Source organism: Sorangium sp. So ce327, from assembly GCF_051530205.1.
GTDB classification, from domain to species: domain Bacteria; phylum Myxococcota_A; class Polyangia; order Polyangiales; family Polyangiaceae; genus Sorangium; species Sorangium cellulosum_B.
Genome location: NZ_CP150330.1, coordinates 9,661,830 through 9,686,886, shown reverse-complemented (window position 1 = coordinate 9,686,886; position 25,057 = coordinate 9,661,830). Strand labels below are relative to the sequence as shown.

Annotated in this window: 17 protein-coding genes and 1 pseudogene; 11 read left to right on the top strand and 7 right to left on the bottom strand. The window is 69.0% G+C overall.

Translation table 11 applies throughout. From position 1 onward, the window contains the following. The first annotated feature begins 315 nt into the window (after positions 1–315). From WME95_RS36305 to WME95_RS36285, 5 genes are all read left to right on the top strand, one after another. On the top strand, positions 316–1,545 hold the full coding sequence (locus tag WME95_RS36305; RefSeq protein ID WP_437903903.1) for an efflux RND transporter periplasmic adaptor subunit: 1,230 nt from the start codon (positions 316–318) through the stop codon (positions 1,543–1,545). Then, entirely contained in the window at positions 1,542–2,240 is a 699-nt protein-coding gene (locus WME95_RS36300; protein ID WP_437903902.1) for an ABC transporter ATP-binding protein, read from the top strand. The genes WME95_RS36305 and WME95_RS36300 overlap by 4 nt, the downstream gene beginning before the upstream one ends. After that, complete coding sequence (locus tag WME95_RS36295; protein WP_437903901.1) at positions 2,237–3,403, top strand: ABC transporter permease; 1,167 nt, start codon at positions 2,237–2,239, stop codon at positions 3,401–3,403. Before WME95_RS36300 ends, WME95_RS36295 begins: the two co-directional genes overlap by 4 nt. A 50-nt stretch (positions 3,404–3,453) precedes the next feature. Next, complete coding sequence (locus WME95_RS36290) at positions 3,454–4,620, top strand: ABC transporter permease (protein ID WP_437903900.1); 1,167 nt, start codon at positions 3,454–3,456, stop codon at positions 4,618–4,620. A 215-nt stretch (positions 4,621–4,835) separates the two neighbouring features. Then, positions 4,836–5,723: a putative glycoside hydrolase gene (locus WME95_RS36285; protein WP_437903899.1), complete on the top strand. Its 888-nt coding sequence runs from the start codon at positions 4,836–4,838 to the stop codon at positions 5,721–5,723. 10 nt (positions 5,724–5,733) lie between these two features. On the opposite strand, the pseudogene WME95_RS36280 reads toward WME95_RS36285, so the two are convergent. Then, positions 5,734–5,949, bottom strand: a pseudogene (locus tag WME95_RS36280) (IS66 family transposase); the annotation flags it as partial. 800 nt (positions 5,950–6,749) lie between these two features. On the opposite strand from WME95_RS36280, the gene WME95_RS36275 reads away from it, so the two are divergent. Beyond that, positions 6,750–9,128 carry a beta-L-arabinofuranosidase domain-containing protein gene (locus WME95_RS36275; RefSeq protein ID WP_437903898.1) on the top strand — a complete coding sequence of 793 codons (2,379 nt, stop codon included), beginning with the start codon at positions 6,750–6,752 and terminating at the stop codon, positions 9,126–9,128. 82 nt (positions 9,129–9,210) lie between these two features. Here WME95_RS36275 and WME95_RS36270 read toward each other — a convergent pair whose 3' ends face one another. Further along, positions 9,211–11,019 carry an FAD-dependent monooxygenase gene (locus tag WME95_RS36270; protein ID WP_437903897.1) on the bottom strand — a complete coding sequence of 603 codons (1,809 nt, stop codon included), beginning with the start codon at positions 11,017–11,019 and terminating at the stop codon, positions 9,211–9,213. Continuing rightward, positions 11,016–11,468 (bottom strand): hypothetical protein, encoded by a 453-nt coding sequence (locus WME95_RS36265; protein ID WP_437544278.1) that lies wholly within the window; start codon positions 11,466–11,468, stop codon positions 11,016–11,018. The genes WME95_RS36270 and WME95_RS36265 overlap by 4 nt, the downstream gene beginning before the upstream one ends. A gap of 462 nt (positions 11,469–11,930) precedes the next feature. Here WME95_RS36265 and WME95_RS36260 point away from each other — a divergent pair, with 462 nt between their 5' ends. Beyond that, positions 11,931–15,101 carry a hypothetical protein gene (locus WME95_RS36260; RefSeq protein WP_437903896.1) on the top strand — a complete coding sequence of 1,057 codons (3,171 nt, stop codon included), beginning with the start codon at positions 11,931–11,933 and terminating at the stop codon, positions 15,099–15,101. A 178-nt stretch (positions 15,102–15,279) separates the two neighbouring features. Here WME95_RS36260 and WME95_RS36255 read toward each other — a convergent pair whose 3' ends face one another. Then, positions 15,280–16,602, bottom strand: a complete 1,323-nt coding sequence (locus WME95_RS36255) for a winged helix DNA-binding domain-containing protein (protein WP_437903895.1) — start codon at positions 16,600–16,602, stop codon at positions 15,280–15,282. A gap of 146 nt (positions 16,603–16,748) precedes the next feature. After that, the gene (locus WME95_RS36250; RefSeq protein WP_437903894.1) at positions 16,749–18,389 is read right to left on the bottom strand and encodes a hypothetical protein; all 1,641 of its coding nucleotides are present in this window, start codon (positions 18,387–18,389) and stop codon (positions 16,749–16,751) included. Positions 18,390–18,712: 323 nt separating this feature from the next. Here WME95_RS36250 and WME95_RS36245 point away from each other — a divergent pair, with 323 nt between their 5' ends. Beyond that, positions 18,713–19,660 (top strand): glycosyltransferase family 2 protein, encoded by a 948-nt coding sequence (locus WME95_RS36245; protein ID WP_437903893.1) that lies wholly within the window; start codon positions 18,713–18,715, stop codon positions 19,658–19,660. A gap of 198 nt (positions 19,661–19,858) precedes the next feature. Here WME95_RS36245 and WME95_RS36240 read toward each other — a convergent pair whose 3' ends face one another. Beyond that, positions 19,859–20,797, bottom strand: coding sequence for a UDP-glucuronic acid decarboxylase family protein (locus WME95_RS36240; RefSeq protein WP_437544270.1), 939 nt, complete (start codon positions 20,795–20,797; stop codon positions 19,859–19,861). A 140-nt stretch (positions 20,798–20,937) separates the two neighbouring features. Between WME95_RS36240 and WME95_RS36235 the strand changes: the two genes are divergently transcribed. The 3 genes from WME95_RS36235 (at position 20,938) to WME95_RS36225 (ending at position 23,730) form a co-directional block, all read left to right on the top strand. Beyond that, complete coding sequence (locus WME95_RS36235; RefSeq protein ID WP_437903892.1) at positions 20,938–21,990, top strand: radical SAM protein; 1,053 nt, start codon at positions 20,938–20,940, stop codon at positions 21,988–21,990. After that, a complete protein-coding gene (locus WME95_RS36230; RefSeq protein ID WP_437903891.1) occupies positions 21,983–22,780 on the top strand; it encodes an SDR family NAD(P)-dependent oxidoreductase in 798 nt (265 codons plus the stop codon). The genes WME95_RS36235 and WME95_RS36230 overlap by 8 nt, the downstream gene beginning before the upstream one ends. A gap of 62 nt (positions 22,781–22,842) precedes the next feature. Continuing rightward, positions 22,843–23,730, top strand: coding sequence for a sugar transferase (locus tag WME95_RS36225; protein ID WP_437903890.1), 888 nt, complete (start codon positions 22,843–22,845; stop codon positions 23,728–23,730). A gap of 52 nt (positions 23,731–23,782) precedes the next feature. Here the strand turns inward: WME95_RS36225 and WME95_RS36220 are convergent, their stop codons facing one another. Continuing rightward, positions 23,783–25,048: an oligosaccharide flippase family protein gene (locus WME95_RS36220; protein WP_437903889.1), complete on the bottom strand. Its 1,266-nt coding sequence runs from the start codon at positions 25,046–25,048 to the stop codon at positions 23,783–23,785. Positions 25,049–25,057: the final 9 nt, after the last annotated feature.

The following is a 25,057-nucleotide window of genomic DNA, read 5'->3' as shown; positions in this document are numbered from 1 at the left end:
TGTGACCCCGCGCCCCGCGCCCCGCGCCCCGCGTCGACACTGACAGCGGCGCACAGCGGCGCAGGCATCAATCCGAGCGCCGCCGCACGTCAGGGAGCGCACTGCCACGGGTGAGGCGCGGCGGGCACAGCCGCGCGGCGCATTGCGGTCTGGACGGGCGGATTGCCGCGGCGGGAGGCGATTTCGATATGGAGCAAGCGCCGCTCCAGGGCGGGCGCGAGGCCGCGTCCTGCGTGTCGGGCGCGGGTAGCGCCGCGCGTCAGAAATGGGCGATAGAACTTCAACGCGACGCCGGAAGCGTGTTAAGGAGACGCCGTGTCCGACCAGCTCAGCTCGGATCTCGCCTCGCTGCGGATCCAGCGGGACGTCGATCCCGATCGGCGGAGCCCGCTCCGCACCGCCCTCGTCGCCGCGGTCGTGCTCGCGGCGGTCGCCGGCGCCGCCGCGTTCGCCCTTCCCAGGGCGCAGAGCGCGCTCTTCAAGACCGAGGTCACCACCACGGAGGTCGCGCTGGTCTCGCCGGCGCAGGCGTCGATCTCCGTGACGTCGACCGGGTACGTGGTCCCGCAGGTCGTGTCCAAGGTCGGGGCCAAGTTCCCCGGCCGCATCGCGCGGGTGCACGTCAAGGAAGGCGACGTGGTGAAGCAGGGCGACCTGCTCGTGGAGCTCGACGACGCCGACCAGAAGAGCCTCGTGGCCGCGGCCCAGGCCAAGGTCGCGGCGGCGCGGGCGCGCGCCTCGGCCTCCCGGGCGAGCATCGGCGAGGTCGAGCAGCAGCTCTCGCGGGAGCGGCTGCTCGTCGAGCGCCAGGTGACCGGCCGCGCCTCGATGGATGACCTCACCGCGCGCATGCACTCGCTCACCCAGTCGGCGGCGGCGGCCGACGCCGAGGTCAAGGCCGCTGCGGCCGACGTCGAGAGCCTCCGGGTCACGCTGGCCGACCGGAAGATCGTCGCGCCGATCAGCGGCACGATCATGTCGAAGCCGCCGGAGGTGGGCGAGGTCGTCGGCCTCGAGCTGCCGCACCTCGTCGAGATCGCCGACTTCACGTCGCTCGTCGTCGAGACCGATGTCCCGGAGACGCGCCTCTACCTCGTCGAGCCCGGCAAGCCGTGCGAGGTGGTCCTCGACGCGTACCCCTCGAAGCGGCACCGCTGCACGACGCTCGAGATCGGCAAGCGGGTGAACCGCGCCAAGGCGACCATCCCGGTGAAGGTGAAGTTCGTCGGAGAGCCGAAGGAGGCGCTGCCGGAGATGAGCGCGCGGGTGAGCTTCCTCGCCGAGGCGCTGTCCGAGGAGGCGATGAAGGAGCCGCCGAAGCGGGTCGTCCCGGAGGCCGCGGTGGTCGAGCGGGGCGGCGCCAAGGTGGTGTTCGTGGTCAACGAGGGCCAGGTGAAGATGGTGCCCATCAAGGTGGGCGGCCCCGCGCCCGGCGGGCTGGAGCTGCTCGACGGCCCGGCCCCGGGGGCGCGCCTCGTGGCGAGGCCGTCCGCCGAGCTCGCGGACGGTCAGAAGATCAAAGAGAAGGAAAAGGGGAGCGAATGACCGAGGGGTATCGCGACGGGAAGCCGAAGCCCATTGTCGAGCTGCAGGGGGTCGGCAAGAGCTATTTCCGCGACAAGGAGCCGATCGTGGTGCTCGACAACATCACGCTCGACGTCCCGGAGGGGTCGTACGAGGCGCTGATGGGGCCCTCGGGCTCGGGCAAATCGACGCTGCTGAACCTGATCGCCGGGCTCGATCGCCCGACGCGCGGCACGGCGCGCGTGGCGGGGCAGGACCTCACGCGGATGAGCGACGGCGAGCTGGCGCGCTTCCGCTCCAGGACGATGGGCTTCATCTTCCAGGCCTACAACCTGATGCCGGTGCTCACCGCGGTCGAGAACGTCGAGCTGCCGCTCCTGCTCACGAACCTGTCGTCGTCCGAGCGGCGGAAGCGCGCGCAGACGGCCCTGCGCGTCGTCGGGCTCGAGGAGCGGATGGGCCACTATCCCCGGCAGCTCTCCGGCGGCCAGGAGCAGCGGGTCGCGATCGCGCGGGCGATCGTGAACGACCCGACGATCATCGTGGCGGACGAGCCGACCGGCGATCTCGATCGCAAGAGCGCCGACGAGATCCTGGCCCTCCTGGAGAAGCTCAACAAGGAGTTCAAGAAGACCATCCTGATGGTCACGCACGATCCGCAGGCCGCCGAGCGCGCGACGGTGACGCGCCGGCTCGACAAGGGGAACCTGTCATGAACCTCGTCTCCGTCGCCGCCAGGAACGTCCTTCGCAACAAGTTCAGGACGCTGCTGACCGTGATCGGCGCGGTGGTGGCGGTGCTCGCGTTCGTGCTCCTCCGGACGGTGCTCTCGGCGTGGAACGTCGCCGCCGACCACGCCGCGAAGGACCGGATCGCGACGCGGCACAAGATCTCGTTCATCCTCCCCTTGCCGAAGCGCTACATGGACACGGTCCGCGAGGTCCCCGGCGTGACGGAGGGGTCCTTCATGAGCTGGTTCGGCGCCAAGGACCCGCGCGACGCCAACAATTTCTTCGCCTCGATGGCCGTCGAGTCGAAGACCTTCTTCAAGGTCTACGACGAGATGGTCGTCTCGCCCGAGGACATGGAGCGGTGGCAGGGCGACAGGAAGGGCGCCATCCTCGGCGACGTCCTCGCGGGCCGGCTGAAGGTGAAGCCGGGCGACACGGTGACGCTGGAGGGGACGATCTACCCCGGAAACTGGCAGTTCAACGTCTCGGGGATCTACACGGCGACGCGCAAGTCGATCGACAGGTCGCAGTTCATCTTTCACTACGACTACCTGAACGAGTCGCTCCCCGAGCGGCAGCGCGACCAGATCGGCTGGATGACGGCCCGGATCGACGATCCGTCGCGGAGCGCGGACATCAGCGCGGCGATCGACAAGATCTTCGACGAGAAGGACGTCCAGACGGCGACGATGAGCGAGCGGGCGATGAACCTGTCGTTCATGGCGATGATGTCGGCCGTGCTGACGGCGCTCAACGTCGTGTCCATCATCATCCTTCTCATCATGATGATGATCCTCGGCAACACGATCGCCATGGGCGTCCGGGAGCGGACGCGGGAGTACGGCGTGCTGCGCGCGCTCGGGTTCGAGCCGAAGCACGTGAGGATCTTCATCATCGGGGAGGCGGCGACCATCGGGCTCCTGGCCGGGTTCCTCGGGCTCGTGGTCTCGTATCCGATCGTCGAGCTCGGGCTGGGCCGGTGGCTGGAGGAGGAAATGGGCGCCTGGTTCCCTTATTTCCGGATCGAGCCTTCGACGATGGTCATGGCGGTGCTGCTCTCGATGGGGCTGTCGCTCGTCGCGTCGCTCATCCCGGCGTACAACGCCTCGAAACTCTCGGTCACCGACGCGCTCCGGCGCGTGGCGTGAGCGACCCACGAAGCCTGTCTTCGACACCCTGAAAGCGGGAGAGAGCGCTCATGATCCCCGTCGCTTACAACGTTCGAAATCTGGTGGTGCGCAAGACGACGACCCTCGCGACGGCGTCCGGTCTCGGCCTCGTGGTGTTCGTGTTCGCGTCGGTGCTGATGCTCGCGAACAGCGTGGAGCGCACCCTCGGGCGCACCGCGCGGGACGACGTCGCGATCGTGATGCGGAAGGGCTCCGACGCCGAGATGGTGAGCAGCATCGAGGAGCAGCAGATCGGCGTGATCCTCGCGAGCGCCGAGGTCGCGAAGCGGCAGGACGGCAAGCCGGACGGGGTGGGGGAGGTGATCGCGGTCATCCTCCTCGAGAAGCTCGGCACGGACGGCATCTCCAACGTGCAGGTGCGCGGGGTGCCCGAGGACGTGCTCGCGTTCCGCTCGCAGGTGAAGATCATCGAGGGCCGGCCGGCGCAGCCGGGCACGGACGAGGTGATCGTGGGCAAGGCGATCAGCGGCCGCTTCAAGGGCCTGTCGATCGGCGAGTCGTTCGAGCTCCGAAAGAACCGGCCGGTGAAGGTCGTGGGGGTGTTCGAGGACGGCGGCTCCTCGTCGGAGTCCGAGGTCTGGGCCGACCTGCACACGACGCGCTCGGCGTTCGGCCGCGAGGGGGGCGTCTCCGCGGTGCGGGCGCGGCTCGCCTCGGCCAGCAAGTTCGACGCGTTCGAGGCGTCGATCGAGCAGAACCGGAACCTCGGGCTCGAGGTGATGCGCGAGAGCGTCTATTACGAGAAGCAGTCCGAGGGGACGAGCATGTTCATCAAGGTGATGGGCGTGCTCATCGCGGTGTTCTTCTCGATCGGCGCGATGATCGGCGCGATGATCACGATGCACTCGTCGATCGCCAACCGGCAGCGCGAGATAGGCACGCTGCGGGCGCTCGGCTTCTCGCGGTTCAGCATCCTCGTGTCGTTCCTCATCGAGTCGGTCCTCCTCGCGCTGGCGGGCGGGGCGCTCGGCGTGCTCGCCGCGCTCGGGATGCGGTTCGTGCGCTTCTCGACCGTCAATTTCGCGAGCTGGTCGGAGGTCGTGTTCACGTTCGAGCCGACGCCCGGGATCCTGCTGACGTCGGTGGCGATCGCGGCGGTGATGGGCCTGCTCGGCGGGTTTTTCCCGGCGCTCCGCGCTGCGCGGATCAGCCCGATCCAGGCGATGCGGGGGTGACCCGGGGCGCGGGGGGCTGCGCCTGAGGCATCCCCCGCAGACTCTTCGGAAAGTTCACAGGGAGGCGGGGAGACGGGGAGGTAATCTTCAAATACTCCCTGTCTCCCCGCCTCCCTGTTCAATTTCCCCAGCTGAAAAGGGCTGCGAAAGGTGCTCCGGCGCGCGCGGCGCTCCCTTGGCCAGGGACGTGCTCTCTCCTCGGCGGGGGGAACAGCATGCCCACGATCACCAAGGCGATTTACGTGAACTTCGCGGCGGGGAGGAACGTGGAGCGGTTGAATCGGCTCTCCTCCCTGGTCCAGCGGACAGAGCTGAACTCCCTGGTGATCGATATCCGGTCGGAGGGTGGCCCGCTCCTCTTCGAGCGGGACGAGGTGACAAGGGTCCAGCTGGGCGCCCTGCGTGAGGCCGGAATCTACCTCATCGCCCGGCTCGTCGCGTTCAAGGGCGGCCCGCGGGGCTGGTACGACCCGGCCTCGCAGCCGCGATGGCACGAGATCGCGGAGATCTCGCTCCGGGCGTACGACGCCGGCTTCGACGAGGTGAACTACGATTATGTGCGTTATGGCGCCGCGCGCGAGCCGCGGTCGCGGACGCCGATCGAGGAGAGGGCGCCGACGATCCGCGCTTTCTTCGAGTTCCTCCGCGCGGAGGTCGGCGATGCCGCGTCTCGCCCGATCTCCGCGGATGTCTTCGGGTTCACGCTGCTCGGGCCGCAGGACGGGATAGGCCAGCGGCTGGAGGACGCCGTGGAGCTCTTCGACTACGTGATGCCGATGCCGTACCCGTCGCACTGGGGCCCTGGCAGCTTCGGGTTCGCGAACCCTGCCCATCACCCCTACGAGACCCTGTACGCCTCGCTCTCGGCCGGCTGGCGCAGGGTGGCAGCGCTTCCCGGGCGCATCGGGCTGCTGCGCAGCTGGATCCAGGCGTTCGATCTGGACAGCTCGCGCCCCATGCAGCGGTACGAGTACACGCCGTGGCACATCCGGGAGCAGATCCGCGCGAACGACGACGCCGGCTGCGCGGGCTACGCGGCGTGGAACCCCCGCAGCCACTACGACGAGAGCGCGTTCGCCGGCGCGCCGCGGGACACGGCGTGAGAGCTCGGCCGCGACCGCGCGGGGCCCGTCGGATGCGGCGCTCCACCTCACCGTTGTCGATCTCGAACCGACCGTCAATGAAGCAGCGGTGGAAGACCTTTTCTTGGTTGAGCGCATACTCCACAAGAGCGCCACCGACAATCGTGCTCTCGAGCTGCTTTTCAAACGTGCTATATCGCTCCTCGATCTCGCGCGTAGTCGCAGCGCCGATGGGCGAATCACGCACCTTTGTCTTCGATGGCCGAGCGAGCGGAGCCGTGCCGCCTCCGCCGGTGCTCGTGCCTCAGCATGACGACCCTCGTTTCGGGCAGCGCCAGCGGGGCCTCGGGGACCAAATGTGAACGTTCACAAATCTGATGTCAATTCGAAACGGCCGCCGGCGACCGCCCCCCGTCCCCAGGGCAGACAGGTCTCCTCCCGGAGCGCCGCGCAAAGAGGGGCGGGCATCGGACCGCGGTCACACTGGCGCTGCAGCACCGCCGCCACCGGCGCGCGGCGGCGCGACCTCGGGCTGGCGATGCGGGCACCACGCGCCGCGTCGCGCGCCAGCCGCCGATGCGCTGATCGGCTTCGAGCTCGTCGACCGGGCTGGCGATGATCGCGGCACGGCGCCCGCACCTCTTGCCACGGCGCTGCGGAGGAGCCCGCCACCCTCGTGATCCCTCGGGACCCAAATGTTTACGGACCTGTCGATTGGAATTGACGGCGGTCATGTGAACGTTCACATTCGCGTCGAGGGGTGTCCCTGTTGCTGCGCATTGCTCGGGTCGCCAGGCCTACCGAGGCCTTCGTCGTCTGATCGATTCTTGCACCAGCTCTGCTCGCTCGGTCGTCGCGGAAGCGATCGCTGAACGGTGGGGATGAACATCGGGCCGCGGGGGCTCCACCAGAGAACACGGCATACCGCGCTCGTTCGGCGGCTATCGTGAAAAATCGAGTGCTGTCACCGGCGACGACCGTTTGGCGCGGCGTGGTCTCGCTTTGAATTTCCTGCATACGATGCATTCGAGATCTGAAAGGAGCATCATGAGCAAGAGGATCCTGCAGGTACGGCGCTCGCTCTCGGGGGCCACCGCGTTGGCCGTATCTCTTCTGTTTGGCGTCCTCACTCCAGGGATGGCGTCCGCCGCGGACTCCGTCGAGAAGCTGCAGGAGTTCGAGCTGGACGAGGTGAGCGTCACCGACGCGTACTACCAGAACATCTCTTCGAAAGAGCTCGCGTACATCATGAGCCTCGACCCCAACCGACTTCTGGCGGGCTTCAAGGCGGTGTCGCAAGGAAAGGACCCTGGGAGCTCGTCGGGCCTCAATCTCTACGGCGGGTGGGAGGGTGGCTGGAGCCTCTTGCGCGGGCACACCATAGGACACTACATGTCCGCCATGGCGCGAGCGTACAAACAGCTCAAGAGCTCCGACGCGGAGCAGAGCGCCGCCATCGCGCAGAAGCTCGACTACACGATCGGTCAATTGAAGTCATTTCAAAACGCGAGTCCCAGAGGATACCTGTTCGCGTCGCCGGAGACGCATTTCGACGTCGTCGAGGGGAAGGCCAGCGGCTCCAGCTGGGCTCCGTGGTACACGATGCACAAGATCATCGCAGGCCTCATCGACGTCTACGAGTTCGAAGGAAATGCGACGGCCCTCGAAATCGCGAGCAAGCTGGGGGACTGGGCCTACAACCGCAGCTCGACCTGGAACGCGGACCTTCGAAGGAAGGTCCTGGGCGTCGAGTACGGCGGCATGAACGACTGCCTGTACGATCTGTACAGGCTGACGAACAACCCCAATCACCTCGCGGCAGCCCACATCTTCGACGAGGACTCGCTCTTCACGCCGATTTCTCAAGGCAACAACATCCTGCCAGGCAAGCATGCCAACACGCAAATCCCCAAGTTCATCGGCGCCCTGAACCGCTATCGAACGCTGGGCGAAAAGGAGAACTTTTACTACACCGCGGCAGAGCAGTTCTGGTCCATCGTGTTGAGGGATCATACCTATGTCACTGGTGGGAATAGCCAGCTCGAGCATTTTCACGAGCCCAGGCAGTTGGACGCGCAAAGAGACAATGTGAACAACGAGACGTGTAACGCGTACAACATGCTGAAGCTCTCGAGAGGGCTCTTCAAGGCCACGGGGGACGTCAAGTATGCCGACTACTACGAGCAGACCCATATCAACGAGATCATGTCTGCCGTCAATCCGACGAACGGAATGACGGCGTACTTCAAGCCGATGGGAACAGGGTTCTTCAAGGTGTTCGGCAAGCCGCAGGACACTTTCTGGTGCTGCAACGGAACCGGCATGGAGAACTATACCAAGCTCAATGACAGCTTGTACTTCCATGACGATACGGATCTGTACGTCAACATGTTCCTCGGCTCGACGTTGACCTGGTCCGCGCGGGGGCTGTCGTTGAAACAGACCTCCAATTTTCCTCTCTCCGACAAGGCGGTTTTCGAGATCACCGCTGCCCCGGCCGATGCGGTCACGATCAGATTCAGAAAGCCCTCCTGGGTCGCTCGTTGTCAGCCCGTGACGATCACGGTCAACGGTCAGGCATGCGACGCAACGGAGGCGGACGGCTATCTCACGGTAGGTCGCACCTGGAAGCCCGGAGACAAGGTGGAGCTCACGCTGCCGATGGAGGTGAAGGTCTCGAGGCTCCCCGATAACCCCAATGCGGTGGCGTTCGTCTACGGACCGGTCGTCTTGAGCGCCGGTCTCGGGACGGAGAGGATGCTGTCGGAGCCCCAGTGGGCATCCGAGAAGGCTACCATTCCCGCTGGTGTCGTCATCAAAGACACCATCGGCATCAACAACGGCATCACGATCAACGAGTGGATCGCCGACATCGAGAACAACTTGGTTCAAACCCCGGGTAAGGTGGAATTCACGCTCCGGAACACGGACTCCAACAACACGTTGACGTTCACTCCGCACTACCAGCGATACGCGGATAGGTACGGCATCTACTTCCGTCTCACCGGGACGGCGGGTGGAAACATCCCAGACGCCGGCGAATGCTCGCCCCCTCCTGGGACTGGCACGCTGTGCGATAGCGTCTCGCCTTCGGAGAGCGACGGCTCGACTGGCAGCGGCTCGGCCGGCAGCGGCTCGGCCGGCAGCGGCTCGGCCGGCAGCGGCTCGGCCGGCAGCGGCTCGGCCGGCAGCGGCTCGACTGGCGGCGGCTCGGCCGGCGGCGCGTCCGAGGGCGGCTCCGGTGGCTCGGGGGGCGCGGATCATGGCACCACGGACCAGGGCAGCTCGGGTTGTTCCTGCAGTCTCGGCCGTGATTCGTCGGAACGCTGGCAACTCGCCGCGCTGTTCGGTCTGGGCCTGGTCGCGTGGCGCCGGGGGAGACGTCGTGAGGCGCCGCAGGGGTCGCGGATCGTTGGTGCGCGATAAGCCTCCACATCTGCCAGCGCCCGAGTGATCTTCGCGTTGAAACCTCTCTCCGGATCCCTCGCAGGACTCCCGGTGGGTCGAACTAGACCCCGTAGACTTGCTCCACGATCGACGCGATCAGCTCCACGGAGAGCGTCACGCCGCGCTGCTGGCGCCACGCGACATGCCCGTCCGGCCGGATCAGGAGCGCGCCGTCCTGCTCGATCTGCGAGAGCGCGTGCACCGCGGCCTGGTGACAGGCAGGAATGTCGGCCGCGCCGAGCCTGAACAGCCGGACGCCGTGGCGCGCCTCGACAGCCTCCAGCGCCTCGATGTCCGCGGGCAGCGCCTCGACGGCCGCGCCGAGCAGCAGGATCGAAGCGCCGTAGTCGATCATGGAGCGGCTGCCGCGCTGTCTCCTGTTGCCATCCAGCCAGAAATGCGGGAATCGCGCGCCCGGCCGCGTCGACGGGAGGTACGACGATACCCGATCGTCGACCTCCGGCGGCCTCGTGCCGTCGCCGAGGAGCGCGCCCTCTTCGTACGTGTAGCCGAGGTCGAGCCCTATCCTGTCGAAATGCGACCTTTGCTGCGCGATGGCCGCGAGGACGCGCTCTCGCACCGAGGGATCGCGATGGTACCGCGAGAGGATGCTCTCGCCGTAGTGCTGGACCTGCCGCTCGGTCCAGGCGCGGAGCGGGGCAGGCAGCGCGCGCATCGTGGAGCTCGCCAGCTTCTCGTTGACCCATTGAGCCTCCTCGACCTCGATCCCGAAGGCCTCTGCGACCTCGCTCATCCTCTCGAAGTTGAGCCGGCTCTCGTCGCAGTTCGTCTCGATGACCGGGCGGCGCTCGGCCTCGTAGCTGTCGAGCAGGCCGGGCGCGGCCCGCCGCTCGATCACCATGGCGAGCTTCCAGGCCAGGTTGTGCGCGTCGCCGATGCCGGAGTTCATGCCGAGCCCGCCCGTGGGCGGGAAGCGATGGGCAGCGTCGCCGACAAGGAAGACGCGCCCGCTGCGGAAGCGCTCCGCCACCTGCGCTGTCATGCGCCAGTGGCTCATCGAGGTGATCTCGATATCGACGTCGTCCCGCCCGAGCGCCGCCTTGATCTTCCTCTGCATCACCTCGGGCGTGTACTCCTCGATCTTCTCGTGCGGCGTCGCCACCGGGAGGTGAAAGACCCAGCGCTTCTCGACGTGGTGGGCGATGAACACGCTGCCCGGCGCCTTCGGGGAGAAGATGAAGTAGAGCTTGCCCCGGGTGCGGACCACGCGGCGCAGATCCGCCTGAAAATAGGCGTTGACGACGTCGAGCAGCTTGTCCGGGCCCTTCATCTCGATCCCGAGGGCCTTGCGGCTCCGGCTCCCGGCGCCGTCGGAGCAGATGACGTACTGGCTCCGGACCGAGAAGGTCTCGCCCGTCGTCCGGTCCGTGATCCGGCTCGTGACGCCCTCCGCGTCCTGCTCGAAGGACTCCCACTGATGGTGATGGAGCGCCTGGATCCGCGGCGACGCCGAGACGCGCTCGCGGAGGAGCTTCTCCAGCTCGACCTGCGAGAGGTTGAGGTAAGGCATGGGCGCCTCGAGGTGCTCTCGGTACTTGCGCCCGACGCCGTTGGCGCGCAGATCGATGCTGCCGAACTCCTCGCCGATCGTGCCGCAGAACAGGATCTTGGCTGCGTCCTCCTCCGGCGATGCCTCCGCGGACAGCTCGCCATGACCGAGCCCCAGCTCGTGGAGGATCTCGATCGAGCGCGCCGAGAGCTCGTGGGCCTTGGGGTGATTCTCCAGGCCCGGCCGGCGCTCGATGAGCACACAGTCGACGCCGCGCCTGGCGAGGCACAGCGCGCTCACCATCCCCGAGGGGCCAGCGCCGATGATGAGGACAGGAGCAGAGACGGCGCGATGGCTCATGTGGCAGCCCCTCTCTTGTGACACAGGGAGACGCCGGCGAAGAGCAGGGCTGCGGAGGTGCCCAGGTGCAGCATGTTCGGCGGGAGGAAGCCGAGCAGGACCCGGCCACCGGCGTCGAACTCGGCGCCGGCGGCGCTCGTGAAGACGGCCGCCAGGATGAATCCGCCCATATGGAGGGCGCCCAGGAAGGCGCCTGTCCGGACACGCTCCACGGTGCGCGGCGTTGCCGTCCAGAAGAGGTAGATGGAAGCGAGCGCGCCGAGGGCGCCGGCGCTGATCTGCCAGAGCAGGTGGAACCTCGCGTGTCCGGGCCAGTCAGGGTTCCGGAGGTGATGCGGATCGAGGATGTCGATCAGCCCGGTCAACAGGCCGTAAGCGACGGCCGACAGGATGCAGAGGGCCTTGCCCACGGCCCACGCCGTGGAGGATGGCGCGCGTTCGGAGCTCATGGCAGAGGGATAAAGCACGGGAATCACGTGCACAATGGCCATGAGTGGCCATGGGGTGGCCGGAAATGGTCACGCGTTGCTGCCGCCCGCGCCACTCCCGGTGCTCGCCGATGTTCCGCTTGTTTGAGCTGTGCTCGCGGTGCTGCTGGTGGTGGTGGTGGCGCCCGTGGCGGCCTCATCGTCCGGAGCCGACGTGGACGAGGTGCAGGACCAGAGCAGGCAGCTGAGCAACCCAATCGAAATCAAATTCTTGCGCATCGGTGCGATCCCTCGGACACGGACCATACCCGAGGTGCGCCGGTCAGGGCGTTCCAGCACCGTTTGTTTGGCAAGGTTGCTTGCAAAGTGGTTCGGTGTAGGTGTTCTTTCTCCTTCCGCACGCGGGTGAACCCGGACGGGATCCAGCTTTCTCGTGAATGTCCTGTCGAGCTGGCGCAACATAGCGAGCCGGATGGAGGATGCATGTGCGCGAAGGATGAGTCGCGAGGGCGGTGGCGATCGGTCCGCGGGGCGCGAGGGCTGACAAGGACAGCTGTCCTGCTGGCCATCACCGTGCCCGCGCTGGCCTGCGACGTCGGTGAGCAGGAGGGCTCCAGCAGCGGAGCGGGATCATCTCCGGCTACCAGCGAGGCGAGCGCAGGGGGAGTGGGCGGAGACGGCGGAGCCTGGGGCACGGGCGGCGGCGGAGCCGGGGGCACGGGCGGCACCGGAGGCACGGGCGGCGGCGGAGCCGGGGGTACGGGCGGCACCGGTGGAGTCGGGGGCACGGGCGGCGCCGGCGGTGCGGGCGGAACGGACGGTGTCGGGGGAACAGGCGGCACTGCCGGCACCGGAGGCGCTGGCGGAACGGACGGTGTCGGGGGCACCGGAGGCGCTGGCGGAACAGGCGGTGTCGGGGGCACCGGAGGCGCTGGCGGAACAGGCGGTGTCGGGGGAACAGGCGGCGCCGGCGGCACCGGAGGCGCTGACGGAACAGGAGGCCATGTCTGGAGCAAGCGCTTCGGCGGCGCCCACGCGCAGGTCGCCACGGACGTCGCCATCGATCCGGACGGCGGCATGATCGTCACCGGCCACTTCGCGGGAGCCATGGATCGCAACGGCTGGCGCTCGATGTACAGCGCCGGCGGCGATGATGCCTTCGTGATGAAGCTCGTGCGCGACAGCGAAGATCCCGACTGGGCGTACATCCCCCTCTGGTCCCGGCGGCTCGGCGGCCCCGGCGGACAGCGGGCGCGCGCCGTCACCGTGGACGCCGCCCGGAACGTCGTCGTGGTCGGCGTGTTCCAGGGAACCGTGGATGTCGGCGGCGCCCCGCTCACGAGCGCCGGCGGCGACGATATCTTCGTCGTCAAGCTCGACGCCGGCGGACAGCACGTCTGGAGCCGGCGCTTCGGCGACGCCGCAGATCAGCGCGGCGAGGCGGTCGCGGCGGACAGCGAAGGAAATATCCTCATTACGGGCCGGTTCCAGGGGACTGTGGACCTCGGCAGCGGCCCCCTCGTGAGCGCCGGAGGCGACGACGCGTTCGTCGCCAAGCTCGATCCTGACGGCGATGCCGTCTGGAGCCAGCGGTTCGGCGACGCCGCGGACCAGCGCGGCGAGGCGATCGCGGTGGACAGCGCGGATGACGTCATCGTGGCCGGCGATCTCCAGGGACAGGCGGACCTCGGGGGCGGCCCGCTCGTGAGCGCGGGCGGCGATGACGTGTTCGTGGCCAGGTTCGACGCCCATGGCGAGCACCTCTGGAGCAAGCGCTTTGGCGATGCCCAGGACCAGCATGTCGGGGACCTCGACGCGCGCGAGACGGGCGAGGTGCTGTTGACAGGCGACCTGGAGGGACAGGCGGATTTCGGCGGGGGGCCGCTGGTGAGCGCGGGAGGCCGCGACGTCTTCGTGGCCTGGCTGAGCGTGACCGGGGACCACCTCCACAGCGCGCGCTTCGGAGACGAGGCCGATCAGCGCGGCAAGGCCATCGCTGCTGCGGAGGGGGACGTGACCCTGCTCGCGGGCGAGTTCCAGGGCCAGATCGATCTCGGCGCGGGGCCGCTCGCGAGCGCCGGCGGCGACGACCTCTTCTACGCCGCGCTCGACGGGAGCGGCGCGCCTCTCTGGAACCGCCGCGCTGGCGACGCCCAGGACCAGCGCGCAGCGGGGCTCGCCTGGAAGGTCACCGGACAAGGTCCGCGGGGGATGCTCGCGGGCCGCTACGACGGCCAGTTCCAGCCAGGCGATCTCATCGAGTGCCGCGACTACAACTTCCCCGGCTGCGCCCCCGGCTGGGATGACGGCTTCGTGGTGGAGTTCGCGCCATCGACCGGCGGCGATGCGCGGCAGTGCCACCTCGGCGAAGGGAGGCAGGACGACGGCGTACAGCACTCCATCCTGGAGGTGGCAGCCGACGGCGACGGCAACGCGGTCTTCCTGGGCGCGCTCGGCGGCGCCGTGGATCTCGGCGGCGGAGAGCTCGCGCCGGGGGGGCCCGCGATCTTCCTGGGAAAGCTCTCTCCGGCCGGCGAGCATCTGTGGAGCAGGGCCTTCGACGTGGGCCCGCCGGTCTCGCCAAACCCGATCCGGCGCATGGTCGTGGACAGCGCTGGCAACATCGTCGTCCTCGTGGGCGCCGAGGGAACGCTCGACATCGACCTCGGCGGCGGGCCGGTCGGCCGCGGCATCCCGACGGTCGCCATGGCGAAATACGACCCGTCCGGCGCCCACCTCTGGAGCAAGCGCTTGAGCACCGGCGGCGTCAGGTCGCTCGATGCGCTGGCGGTCGACGGCGCGGGGAACATCTTCCTGTCCGGCAGCTCCGACTCGGGCATCGATTTCGGCGGCGGCCGCGTCCCTCCTACGAACACGGTCGGCTACTATGCGTTCCTCGTGAAGCTCTCTCCGAGCGGCGAGCACCTCTGGAGCAGAGGCTTCGTGGGGACGGACTACATGCGTCCGTGGAGCGCGGCCGCTGACGGGGCCGGCAACGTGATCGTGGTGGGCGCGCTGCGGGGGACCGCCGATTTCGGCGGTGGGCCGCTGTCGAAGGCCACGCGGCGCTCGGACGACGTCTTGATCGTGAAGTACGACGCGCTCGGCAATCACCTGTGGAGCAAGAACTTCGGCGACGACGCGTGGCAGTCCGGCCGGGCCGTCGCGGTGGACGCGGACGACAACCTCTTCGTGATGGGCAAGTTCGGGTCGACCCTGGATCTCGGCGGCGGGCCGCTGTCGAGCTTGCCAGGGGCCAACGAGTCCTTCCTGGCGAAGCTCGATCCGCTCGGCAACCACCTCTGGAGTCAAGGTCTCGGGCTGCACGTGTGGGTATCGAGCATCGCGAGCGACGGGGCGAATTTGCTGCTCGGCGGCAGCTTCTATGGGTCGGGCGACTTCGCCGGGAGCCCCTTCTCCACCGGGAGCGAGAGCGACTACGATGCCTTCACGGCCACGTTGAGCGGCGCGGGCGACCTGCTGTCGGTCGCTCAGCTCCCTGGTCCCGACGTCCAGCGGGGCTTGTCGGTCGCCGCGGACGGCGCGGGTCACGTGTTCGTCGCTGGCAGCACGGTGGGGGAGGTCGACCTCGGCGGGGGAGCGCTCGCCGCGGACGGCACGGAAGACGCTTTCCTCGTGAAGCTGGCGCCGTAGGTCGAACGCACCATTGGCTGCTTCACTCCTCACGTGCACGATGACGAAGCGATGGATGCCCTGCGGGCGGCAATGACGTGCATCCAGCGCGAGACCTCCGGAACTCCCTGTCTCCCCGCCTCACTGTTCAATTTCTCGCAAAATGCCAGTAACGTGAGGGATTCGTCAGCTGGCGACCTCATCTCCTGGCCTTCTCCCGCGCTGCAGGTGCCTTCGCGGCTCCACCGCTCTTCGCCTTCTCCCGAGCTGCAGGTGCCTTCGCGGCTGCGCCGCTCTTCGTCTTCGCCCGCGCCGCAGGTACCTTTGTAGCTCCACCGCTCTTCGCCTTCACCCGCGCCGCAGGCGCCTTTGCGGAGCCACCTCCCTTCGCCCGCGCCACAGGCGCCTTCGCGGATCCCGCCTTCCCGAAGCGCACCTCGAAGGTCGCGGCGTCCTCCTCCATGAATCGGAGGAGCGCCTCTCCTTCCTCGGCGAGCTGCTCGCGCGCCGCCTTTCCAAGCGCCTCGAACGGCTCGAGCTCGAGCGCGGCCGTGGCCTTCTTCCGCTCGATCGTCCATGTGCCGGCCACGAAGCCGTCCACGAGGAACGTCGGCAGGATGCGCAGGTTGGCGGACAGGACGATCCGCGGGCGATGCTCGTCCGCGATGACCCGCGTGCGGTCGTCGTGCGCGAGCAGGAGGTTGTCGTAATCGGGTAGAAACCGGGCCGGCGCGGCGGTGTCCGCGGGCGGCCGCGGCGCGTCGGGCAGGTCGAAGAGCTCCCGGCCCCGCTCGTCGCGGAACGCGCAGAGCTGCTCTCGCAAGGCGTGGAGCACCTCCTTGACGCGGGTCAGGCCGGACCACGTCTGCACGTCGGCCGCTGTCGCCGGGCCGAACGACGCGAGGTAACGGAGCACGAGCGCCTGCGGCGCGCCGCCGTCGCGGAGCGGCTTGCCGAGCCAGGACGCCGCCGGGGCGAAGTCCGCTGTTCCCGGGTATCCCCACGGGGTCTCGCCGGGCACCTGGACGACGGGCAGATGCATGCGAACCGCGAGGGCCATGGCCCGCACGTCGCCGTCGGCGTAGAGCTCGGCCAGGTGATCGCGCAGCTCGTCCATGGTCCGCGGCTCCGCGTCGAAGTACGCGCGCGCCTCGGCGACCAGCCGAGCGACGTCGAGGGTGTCCGCGCGCTCGCGGAGGACCGACCGCATCCCGGCGTGGAGCACCGGCGCGATGACCGGGTGCAGATCCAGGTAGTCCCTTGCGCTCACGAGGTGCAGCGTGCCGCGCAGGAACGGCGCCCGGACGACCTCGCGGCGCACGACGAGCTGGACGAGCTGCTCGCGCCGGAACGCCGCGAGCCGGGACCAGAGCCCGATGAACGGCGGCCGCGCCAGCTGGGCCTGGAGCGCGATCAGCCGCTCGATCCCGTGGACGGCCGAGGTCTGCTCCCGCGCGAGCAGCATCTGCCGCGCGAGCGTGGCCCGGTTGAGGTCTCTTCGTGTCAGCGTCGGGGCGGGCATGCAGCCCGCGAGCTTACTCGAAACGAGGCTCATCCTCCATGGATGGGCCGCCTGCTGCTCCTCGCCAGAGCCGCAGGCGGCGAGCCTCACGTCTGGATTCAGGCGGCGAGGACGAACGAGAGCAGCGCCGCCTCGTCGCCATTGGATCAGAATCGATAGAGCACGTTGTCCTTGTCGCCAGAGACATAGATCGTCCCTGACGGGCCCACTGCGACGCCGCTCAACGCATAGGTCGGCACCGTCCCTGTGACCGCCTCGAGACCCACCTTGAGGTGCTTTTTCACGACCCAGGTGTCCCCCGTCGACGGGTCGACGCGCAGCAGGCGGCGCTTCCCGACCTCCACGACGAGCAGGGTGCCGTCCAGATCGACGGCCATCCCTTCCGGCTGATCCAGGCTGTCGGCCACCACGAGCGGCGGAGAGAGCGTCACGCCCCCTGCCGCCACCTGGAGGATCTGGCCCGTCGCCCAGTCGGCGGCCCAGAGGTCGCCTCCCGACACCGCGAGGCCCGAGGGCACGGTCATCGGCGCGAGCGTCACGAGGCTGCCGCCGCCCGTCCGGCGGACGACGCGCGCCGCGCCCGGCCCCGCGCCGAGCTCGGCCACCACGATATCGCCCTGGAACCGGACCGCGTTGAGCGGCGAGACGAAGTTGCTGTACGTCTCGAGGACCGTCGCCGTCGCCGGGTCGTAGATCTGGACCACGCTGCTGAACCACGCGGTCAAGATCAAATTCGACCCGTCCGCCGACACCGTGGCAGGCCCATGAAAATCCGATTGGCCGAGGAACGCCCGCTCGACGCCCAGCGGAGCGCCCGTGTCCCCGTCGAACGTCCGCAGCGACGACAGATCGGCCACATAGACCGATTCGCCGCATCCTTCGGTCGTCACGGCCACACCGCCGGGCATGATCATGCCGCCCGGCATGATCGTGTGTGTCTGGCCGTTCGGCTTGATCCGGACGATGAAGCCGTCGCTGGCGCTCGACACGTAGAGATTGCCCTGCGGGTCGAAGGCAAGGTTGTCGAGCCCCGGCGTGAGCTCCGCGATGACCTCCTTCTCGCCCGTCTCGATGTCGATCCGCACCACCTCGCCGTTCTGATCGGCCACATGGAGCCGGCCGAGCGCGTCGAATTTTGCTGCCGCAGGGATGAAAAAGCCGTCCGCGACCGTCTGGAGATCGCACTCCACCTCCGGGTCGACCGCGCCGGTGCAGGAGTCCACATCGATGCTGATCACCCTGCCTTGCGTCCAGATCGGCCCGTACAACCTGCCGTCGGGCCCCCAGTCCATGCCGTTCAGGAAGCCGAGGTTGCTCGCGATGTGGCGCGGCGGAGCCGACAGCTCCGGATCGACCTCGTAGAGCCCGTCACCGAAGAAGTCGAGCGCCACGAAGAGCCGCCCCGTATCGGAGAACGTGATGGGGTTGACCCCCGGCGCGACGAACTGCTCGGTGATCTCGCCCGACGGCGCGTGCCTCACGACATTGCCAGGGATGAGCGAGGTCCAGTAGAGCGAGCCATCCGGGCCGAACGTGAGGTCGTCCGGGCCATCGATCCCGTCCGACGCGTCGAGCCGATCCACGATGGCTCCGCTCTTGCGGTTCACGATGGCGATCTCATTGCCAAGGAAGCTCGCGACGTACAACCGACCATCCGGCCCCACATTGATCCCGTTGGTGCCGTGCAGCGGTGACCCCTCGGCGAGGACCGGCCGCTTCGCATGCGCCGGCGACGAGGCTCCCAGAAGCACCGTGCCAGCGAGCACGAACGCAAAAAGCCTGTGCATAAGCTCTCCCCTTCAGCGCCGCACCTGGACCGGCACACCCAAGGATCACGATGACGTCAGGCGCGAAACCAGCGCGACGGCGCGAACCTCCGGCGGACTTTGTAGTCACGCGGGGTTGTTCTTACGCTAACATAGGCAGGAGCCTTACCCAAGCGTAAAATTCGTGCAATGGATGCGGGCGCGCCGGCATCGTTGACATCGCCGGCATCGCCGGCATCGTCGGCATCGTCGGCATCGTCGGCATCGTCCGTTCCTGGGTGGCCATCCCGCGCGGCGCGCGCCGCGTGACACCCGAGCCGGCGTGGTGGTATGCGTCGGAGTCGATGGCTGCCAGCATCTGCCTGCCGGCGTACAACGAAGTCCGCACCATCGAGGCGACCCTCACCGAGCTGTCGCGGCTCGGCCCCGAGGTGGACGAGATCCTCGTCTGTCTCAACGGGTGCACGGACGGCACCGAGCGTGTCGTCGAGGCGTTCCGGGGGCGGGAGCCGCGGCTCGCCGTCATCGAGAGCGAGCTCGGAAAGAACAACGCATGGAACGCCCTCGTGGCCCGGGCGCGCAACCGTCGCCTCGTGTTCACGGACGCGGACGTGCGCCCCGCCGAGGGATCCATCTCGGCCCTGCTGCGCGCCCTGGAGCGCTCTCCGCACGCCGCCGTCGCCGCGGCCTTCGAGCAGCCGCGCGGGACGCCGCCGCCGCCGCTCGGCACCGTCCTCCGCCTGCTGACGACCAGCCTCGGTCAGGACTACATCTCCGGTCGCCTCTATGCCATCGATCGCGATCGGCTGGGCGCGGTGATGGCCGATCGTGGGCTCCTGGCTGCCGGGGCGCTCCCTCGGCTGCCCGTCGACCTCGTGACCGAGGACTCGTGGCTCACGGCGCTCGTCGCCGGCGACGCGCTGGTCGTGGTCCCCGAGGCGCCCATCCACTTCGAGGTGGACAGCATGGCCGACGTGGTCCGCGCGCTGGCGCGCAATGCCGCCGCGAGAGAGCAGCTCCGCTCGAGCTACCCGGAGCTCTACCGGCGCGACGGCGCCCGCCTGCTCTCGGCGCAGTCGGCGCCAAGGATCCTCCTGGACCGGCTGAGATCGGCGCCGGGGCCTTTCGCGGTCACGCGCGGGCTCGGAGGGATGGCCCTCAGGGCTGCGATCCACCGCGTGCTCGGAGAGCGGATCCGGGCGCAGCGCGATCGCATCCTGGCGGACGTCAGCGCCGGCCGCGGCGGGCGCGTCATGGCCACCTCCGGCCGCCTCCCGTCGAAGGGCGGCTGAGCGCCCGTCCCGGCAGGGCGACTCTGCTCATCGCCGGCGGACAGATCCCCTCAATCCGTTGGCATTCAAGCGGAAAATTGAACAGGGAGACGGGGAGATTGATGGGATTTCAATCCCCTTCTCTTCTCCCCGCCTCCCCGCCTCCCTGTGAACTTTTCCCCCGGAAAATTCGAGGGGACGCGCCAGCACCGCCGGGCGTCAGACGCGCGGGCGGAACCAGTCGATCGTCCGATCGAGGCCCGAGTCGAGATCCACCAGAGGACGCCAGCCGAGCAGCTCGGTGGCCCGGGAGATGTCGGGCCTGCGCCGATGGGGATCGTCGATGAGGGCATCGGTCATCGTCAGCTTCGCGCGCCCGCCGGTCTTGCGGATGATGAGCTCGGCGAGGTCCTGCATCCTCGTCTCGGCCGGATTCCCGAGGTTGACCGGTCCGGTCAGGTCCTTGGCGTTCATCACGCGAACCAGCCCCTCGATGAGGTCGCTGACGAAGCAGAACGAGCGCGTGCGGTGGCCTCCGCCGTACAGCTCCAGCGCCTCGCCGCGCAGCGCCTTCACAACGAAGTTGGCGATGACCCGGCCGTCGTTCCGGTCCATGTTCGGGCCGTAGGTATTGAAAATGCGCACGATGACGGTATCGACGTTGCGGGTCTGGCGGTACTCCCAGAAGTACGTCTCCGCGACCCGCTTGCTCTCGTCGTAACAGGCCCGAGGCCCGATGGGGTTGACGTTCCCCCAGTAGTCCTCGTGCTGAGGGTGGACGAGCGCGTCGCCGTAGACCTCGGAGGTGGAGGCCTGCAGGACCCGGGCCCCCAGCTCCTGCGCCAGGCGGAGGACGTTGATCGCGCCGAACACGTTCGTGTTGAGCGTGTGCACCGGATCAGCCCGGTACTTCACGGGCGACGCCGCGCAGGCCATGTTGTAGATCTGGTCGACCTCGAAGCGGAGCGGCTCGCTCACGTCGCAGCGGTGCAGCTCGAACCGCGGGTTCTTCAGCAGCGGCCCGAGGTTCTCGTCACGCCCCGTCACCATGCTGTCGACGCAGATCACGTGGTGCCCGTCGGCCAGGAGCCGCGCGCAGAGGTGCGACCCGAGGAAACCAGCCCCACCCGTGACCAGGATTCGCTTGCTCGCACTCATCGGAAAAATACCTCCTTGACGCGCTGTTCGGTAAAGCTCTGGGCCGTGGCGCCGTGATTGGTCGAAATCTCCTTACCATAGGAAATAGATATTACAAAGACCGGATGACATCTGGAGGCGAGTTCTTTATCATGCAGCGCGTGCACCGCTCACCTCGTTACCTGGGCTCGCTCGTCCGCGCAAAGCTCGCCCGCGAAGCGCGTCCAATCTGGGTGGATGTGTGTGTTACCAATCGATGTCATCTGAGCTGCGAGTACTGCTACGGCGACTACCACCACCGGCACGACGACATCGGACAGCTCAAGGTCGAGCAGCTGTTCGCGATCGTGGACGAGGCGGCGGCGCTGGGGACGGCGGTCCTGACGCTCACGGGCGGCGAGCCGATGCTGCACAAATCCATCGGCCGCATCGTCGAGCGGGCGGTGAGCCGAGGGATCTCGGTGGGAATGGTCACCAGCGGATTCCGGGTCAAGGAGCGTGTGGACGAGCTCGCCAGCCTGAGCTCGATCGTCGTGAGCGTCGACGGTCCGGAGCCGATTAACGATCTGAACCGCGGTCAGGGGACCTTCGCCGTGGCCATGACGGCGCTCGAGGCGTGCCAGGCGCGCGGCATTCCGCGCATCGTGAAGGCGGTGCTGAACCGCCGGAACAAGGACCAGGTGCCCTGGCTCCTCGAGCTGGCGGGCCGCTTCGGCGCGCGGCTCGAGGTCGTCATGACCTACGCCCCGCAGTCCGATCGGCAGCTGCGCATGCACGGCGACAACTCCCTCGACGCGGGCGAGCGGCAGGCCCTGGCGGACGCGCTGCTCGATCACAAGCGCCGGGGGGCGCCGATGGTCTTCCGCGAGCGCGTCTGGGAGAACATGGCGCGCTGGTGGAAACACCACGAGGGGGATCGCGTCACCCGGGAGGAGCGGCGGGAGCATTTCGAGTACCTGCCGTGCAGCGCGGGCCGGTACTACGCCTTCATCGACGGCGACGGCCGCATGTACCCGTGCAACCAGCGGCTCGCGGACTTCCCCGCCAAGAGCGTGCTCGAGGTCGGCGTCCGGGCCGCGTGGGAGCACCTGCGCGATCACGGCTGCTTCGCCTGCGCGGCGCCGTGGCTCAACCAGCAGCACCTCGTGAGCAGCGAGCAGCTCCTCGCGCGCAGCCTGGGGCGCGAGCTGCTGGCGCGGGTCGCGCGTGCCTGAGCGGACGCTCGCCATCGTCGTGCTCGGCGGCTCGCGCGGGATCGGGCGGGCCATCGTCGCGCGCGCGCTCGCGGAGGGGCACCGGGTGTTCGCCGGCGCGCGGGACGAGCGCGCGCTCCTCGCGTTGCAGCAGGGCGCCGCGCCCGAAAACGCTGGCCGGCTCGGCACGGGCACGGTGGACGTCGGCGACGACGCCTCCCAGCGCGCCTTCTTCGGCGCGGCGCGTGCGTTCCTCGGCGGGCTCGACGTCGTCGTCAACAACGCCGCCCGGGAGGGCTACGGGCGCCTCGACGAGATGGCGCTCGAGGACGTCGAGGCGATCGTCCGCACCAACCTGCTCGGCGTCATCCTCGGATGCCGGCACGCGGCGCAGGCGATGGGGGACGGCGGCGGCCACATCATCAACGTCGGCTCCGAGGTCTCGTTCCGCGCCGTGCCCATGAAGAGCGTCTACTGCGCCACGAAGTTCGCCGTCCGTGGCCTCAGCGACGCGCTCGATCTCGAGCTCGCGCCCCGGGGGATCCGGGTCTCCCAGGTGCACCCCGGCTGGGTGGACACGGGCCTGCACGAGGACGAGCGGCGGCGCCGGGGCTCGGTGTCCCGGCCGCACGACGGCGGCGTCCCGGTGGAGCGGGTCGCCGAGAGCGTGGCCGCGCTCTGGCGCGCGCCGCGGGCGCAGGGCGGCGCTCCGCTGCGGCTCCGCCTCCGCAGCGTGGTGGGAGAGCTCTTTCCGGCGTGGGCGCGGTGGCGGACGCGCCGGGCGTTCGGGGAGCAGCTGAGAGAGGGCTGAGGCGAGACGGCAGGGCGGGGGAACCGCCGCGACGCCGGACCGGAGACCACCAGGAGGTTTTCTTGACCTGTGCAACGACGTCCTTCCCTCAAGGTGCAACAGCGCCGCCTCCTCCGCTGGATCTGGGCGCCCCCGTCGTCGTCGAGGGCCTCGACGCGGTCGGGGAGGTGCTGCGGCAGGCGCGCGAGCGGGCGCAGGCCGTCGCGATCGCCTCGCGGGACCTCGAGTGGCTCGCGGCGCGCCTCGGCCTGTCCGAGCGGACCGCGGAGGGGCTCCCGGTGGTCCGGTTCGGCTCGGGCGAGCGGGGTGGCCTCGACGCCGCGGCCACCCGGGCCGTCGAGACGCTCGTGGCCCTGTCGGTGCTGCTCGGGGGCGCGCCGCTGTGGCTGACGATCGCGCTCCTGATCCACCTCGAGTCCCCGGGCGGGCCGTTCCACATCGCCCCGCGCGCGGGGCTGCGCGGGAAGCCGTTCCGGTTCTTCAAGTACCGGACGATGCGGACGCAGCGCCGGGACGGCGAGGACAGGGGCGACGCCGCGCGGCTCTCGGTCATCCGCGGCGAGATCCCCGGCTTCGTGCGCGACGACGGGGTCGTCATCCCCAAGGACCCGAGGGATCCGCGCGTCACGCGGCTGGGCGGCGTCCTGCGCTGGCTGTGCCTCGACGAGATCCCCCAGCTCCTCCACGTCCTCACGGGCGACATGGCCCTGGTGGGGCCGAGGCCCTACCCGATGGCGGAGTTCGACGCGCTCAAGCCGTGGCACCGCCTCCGGACCGAAGGCCGGCCCGGGATCACCGGCCTGTGGCAGGTCGTGGCGCGCAACCAGGTGACCTTCGACCAGAGCGTCATCCTCGACATCTACTACCTGACCAACGCCAGCTTCTGGGGCGACCTGAAGATCATGGCGGTCACGCCGCTGCGCATGCTCTTCGGCGTGGGGAGCTACTGACGCCGTGCGCCGGGTGATCGACGACCCCGTGAAAGGACCGCTCCCCGGCCGCTCAGGAGGCCCCGAGGTGGTCCCTGACGCGAAAGAGGACGAGCACCTCGCCGGCCACCAGGCCGAGCGTGACGACGAGCTTCACCGCGGCGGCGCCGGCGGCGCCGTGCGCGGGCACCGCCCACAGGTCGCCGGCCGCGATGAGGAGCACGGTGGCCGTCCAGAGGGCCGCGTACGGGCGCTGCTGGCCCGCGGCGAAGAGCATCGGGCCGATGGCGAGCTCCGGCACCATCCACACGAGCGCCGTGGTCAGGAGCTGCAGCGGCAGCACGGCGCTCGCGTAGTCGGGGCCGAACACGAGCCGGACGAGCGGCCCGCCCATCCACCACACGACGGCGCTCATGAGCGCGCCCGCGGCCATGAGCCCGACGAAGGTGAGCGTGGCGAGGCGCCTGCGGGCGCTCGCGGAGCGGCTGGCGACGAAGGCGGGGAAGACGGCCGCGCGCACGACGCCCGGCAGCATCATGGCGCCGCCGATCATGCGCTGGACCGCGCTCATGTCGCCGACCGCGTGGGGGGTGCTCATCCAGCCCAGCATCAGGAGATCGAGCTGGAAGTAGAGGGGGCTGGCGACCATCACCACCGCGAGCGGCCCGGCCTCACGGAGGAAGCCCTGCGGCAGCGCCGCGCCCTGGCTGGACCACTGCCGGCGCTCGAGGAGCTGGGCGGCGAGGGCCAGGGCCAGCGCGAGGGCGACCAGGTGGCCCGCGACGAGGCCCCACGCCAGGCCGAGCGCGCCGAGCCCCGAGAGCAGCGCGCCCGTCCCCAGCCCGAAGGACGTGACCGCCATGGTGACCGCCACCAGCACCTCGCGCTCCATCCGCTGGTGCCCGCGGAACACCTGGTTGAGCATCTCGACGAACGAGGCCATCAGCCAGGCGGCCGTCAGCAGCCACACGAGCGTCCGGCGTGGCGAGGCCGCGCCCGCGAGGAGGCCGACCACGAGGCCGGCGGCGCCGGCGGCCAGGGTCACGGCGAGCTTGAGGCGCACGAGCGGGCCGATGGGAGCGCCGGGATCGCGGGCCACCTCGCGCGCGATGAACAGGTGCAGGCCGAGGTCCGCGAGCTCGCCGAGCAGGAAGCCCACGGCGAAGGCGTAGCTGTAGTCGCCGAAGCCCGCGGGCCCCAGGAGCCGCGCGGCGACGACGGCGAGGAGCATGCGGACGCCGCGCGAGACGAGATCGCTCGCGGTCTTCAGCGCCATGCTGCCCGAGACGCTTCGCCTCGCCGGCGGCGGGGCGTCCTCGCGGAGCGCCGACGACGTCATGGATGGAGG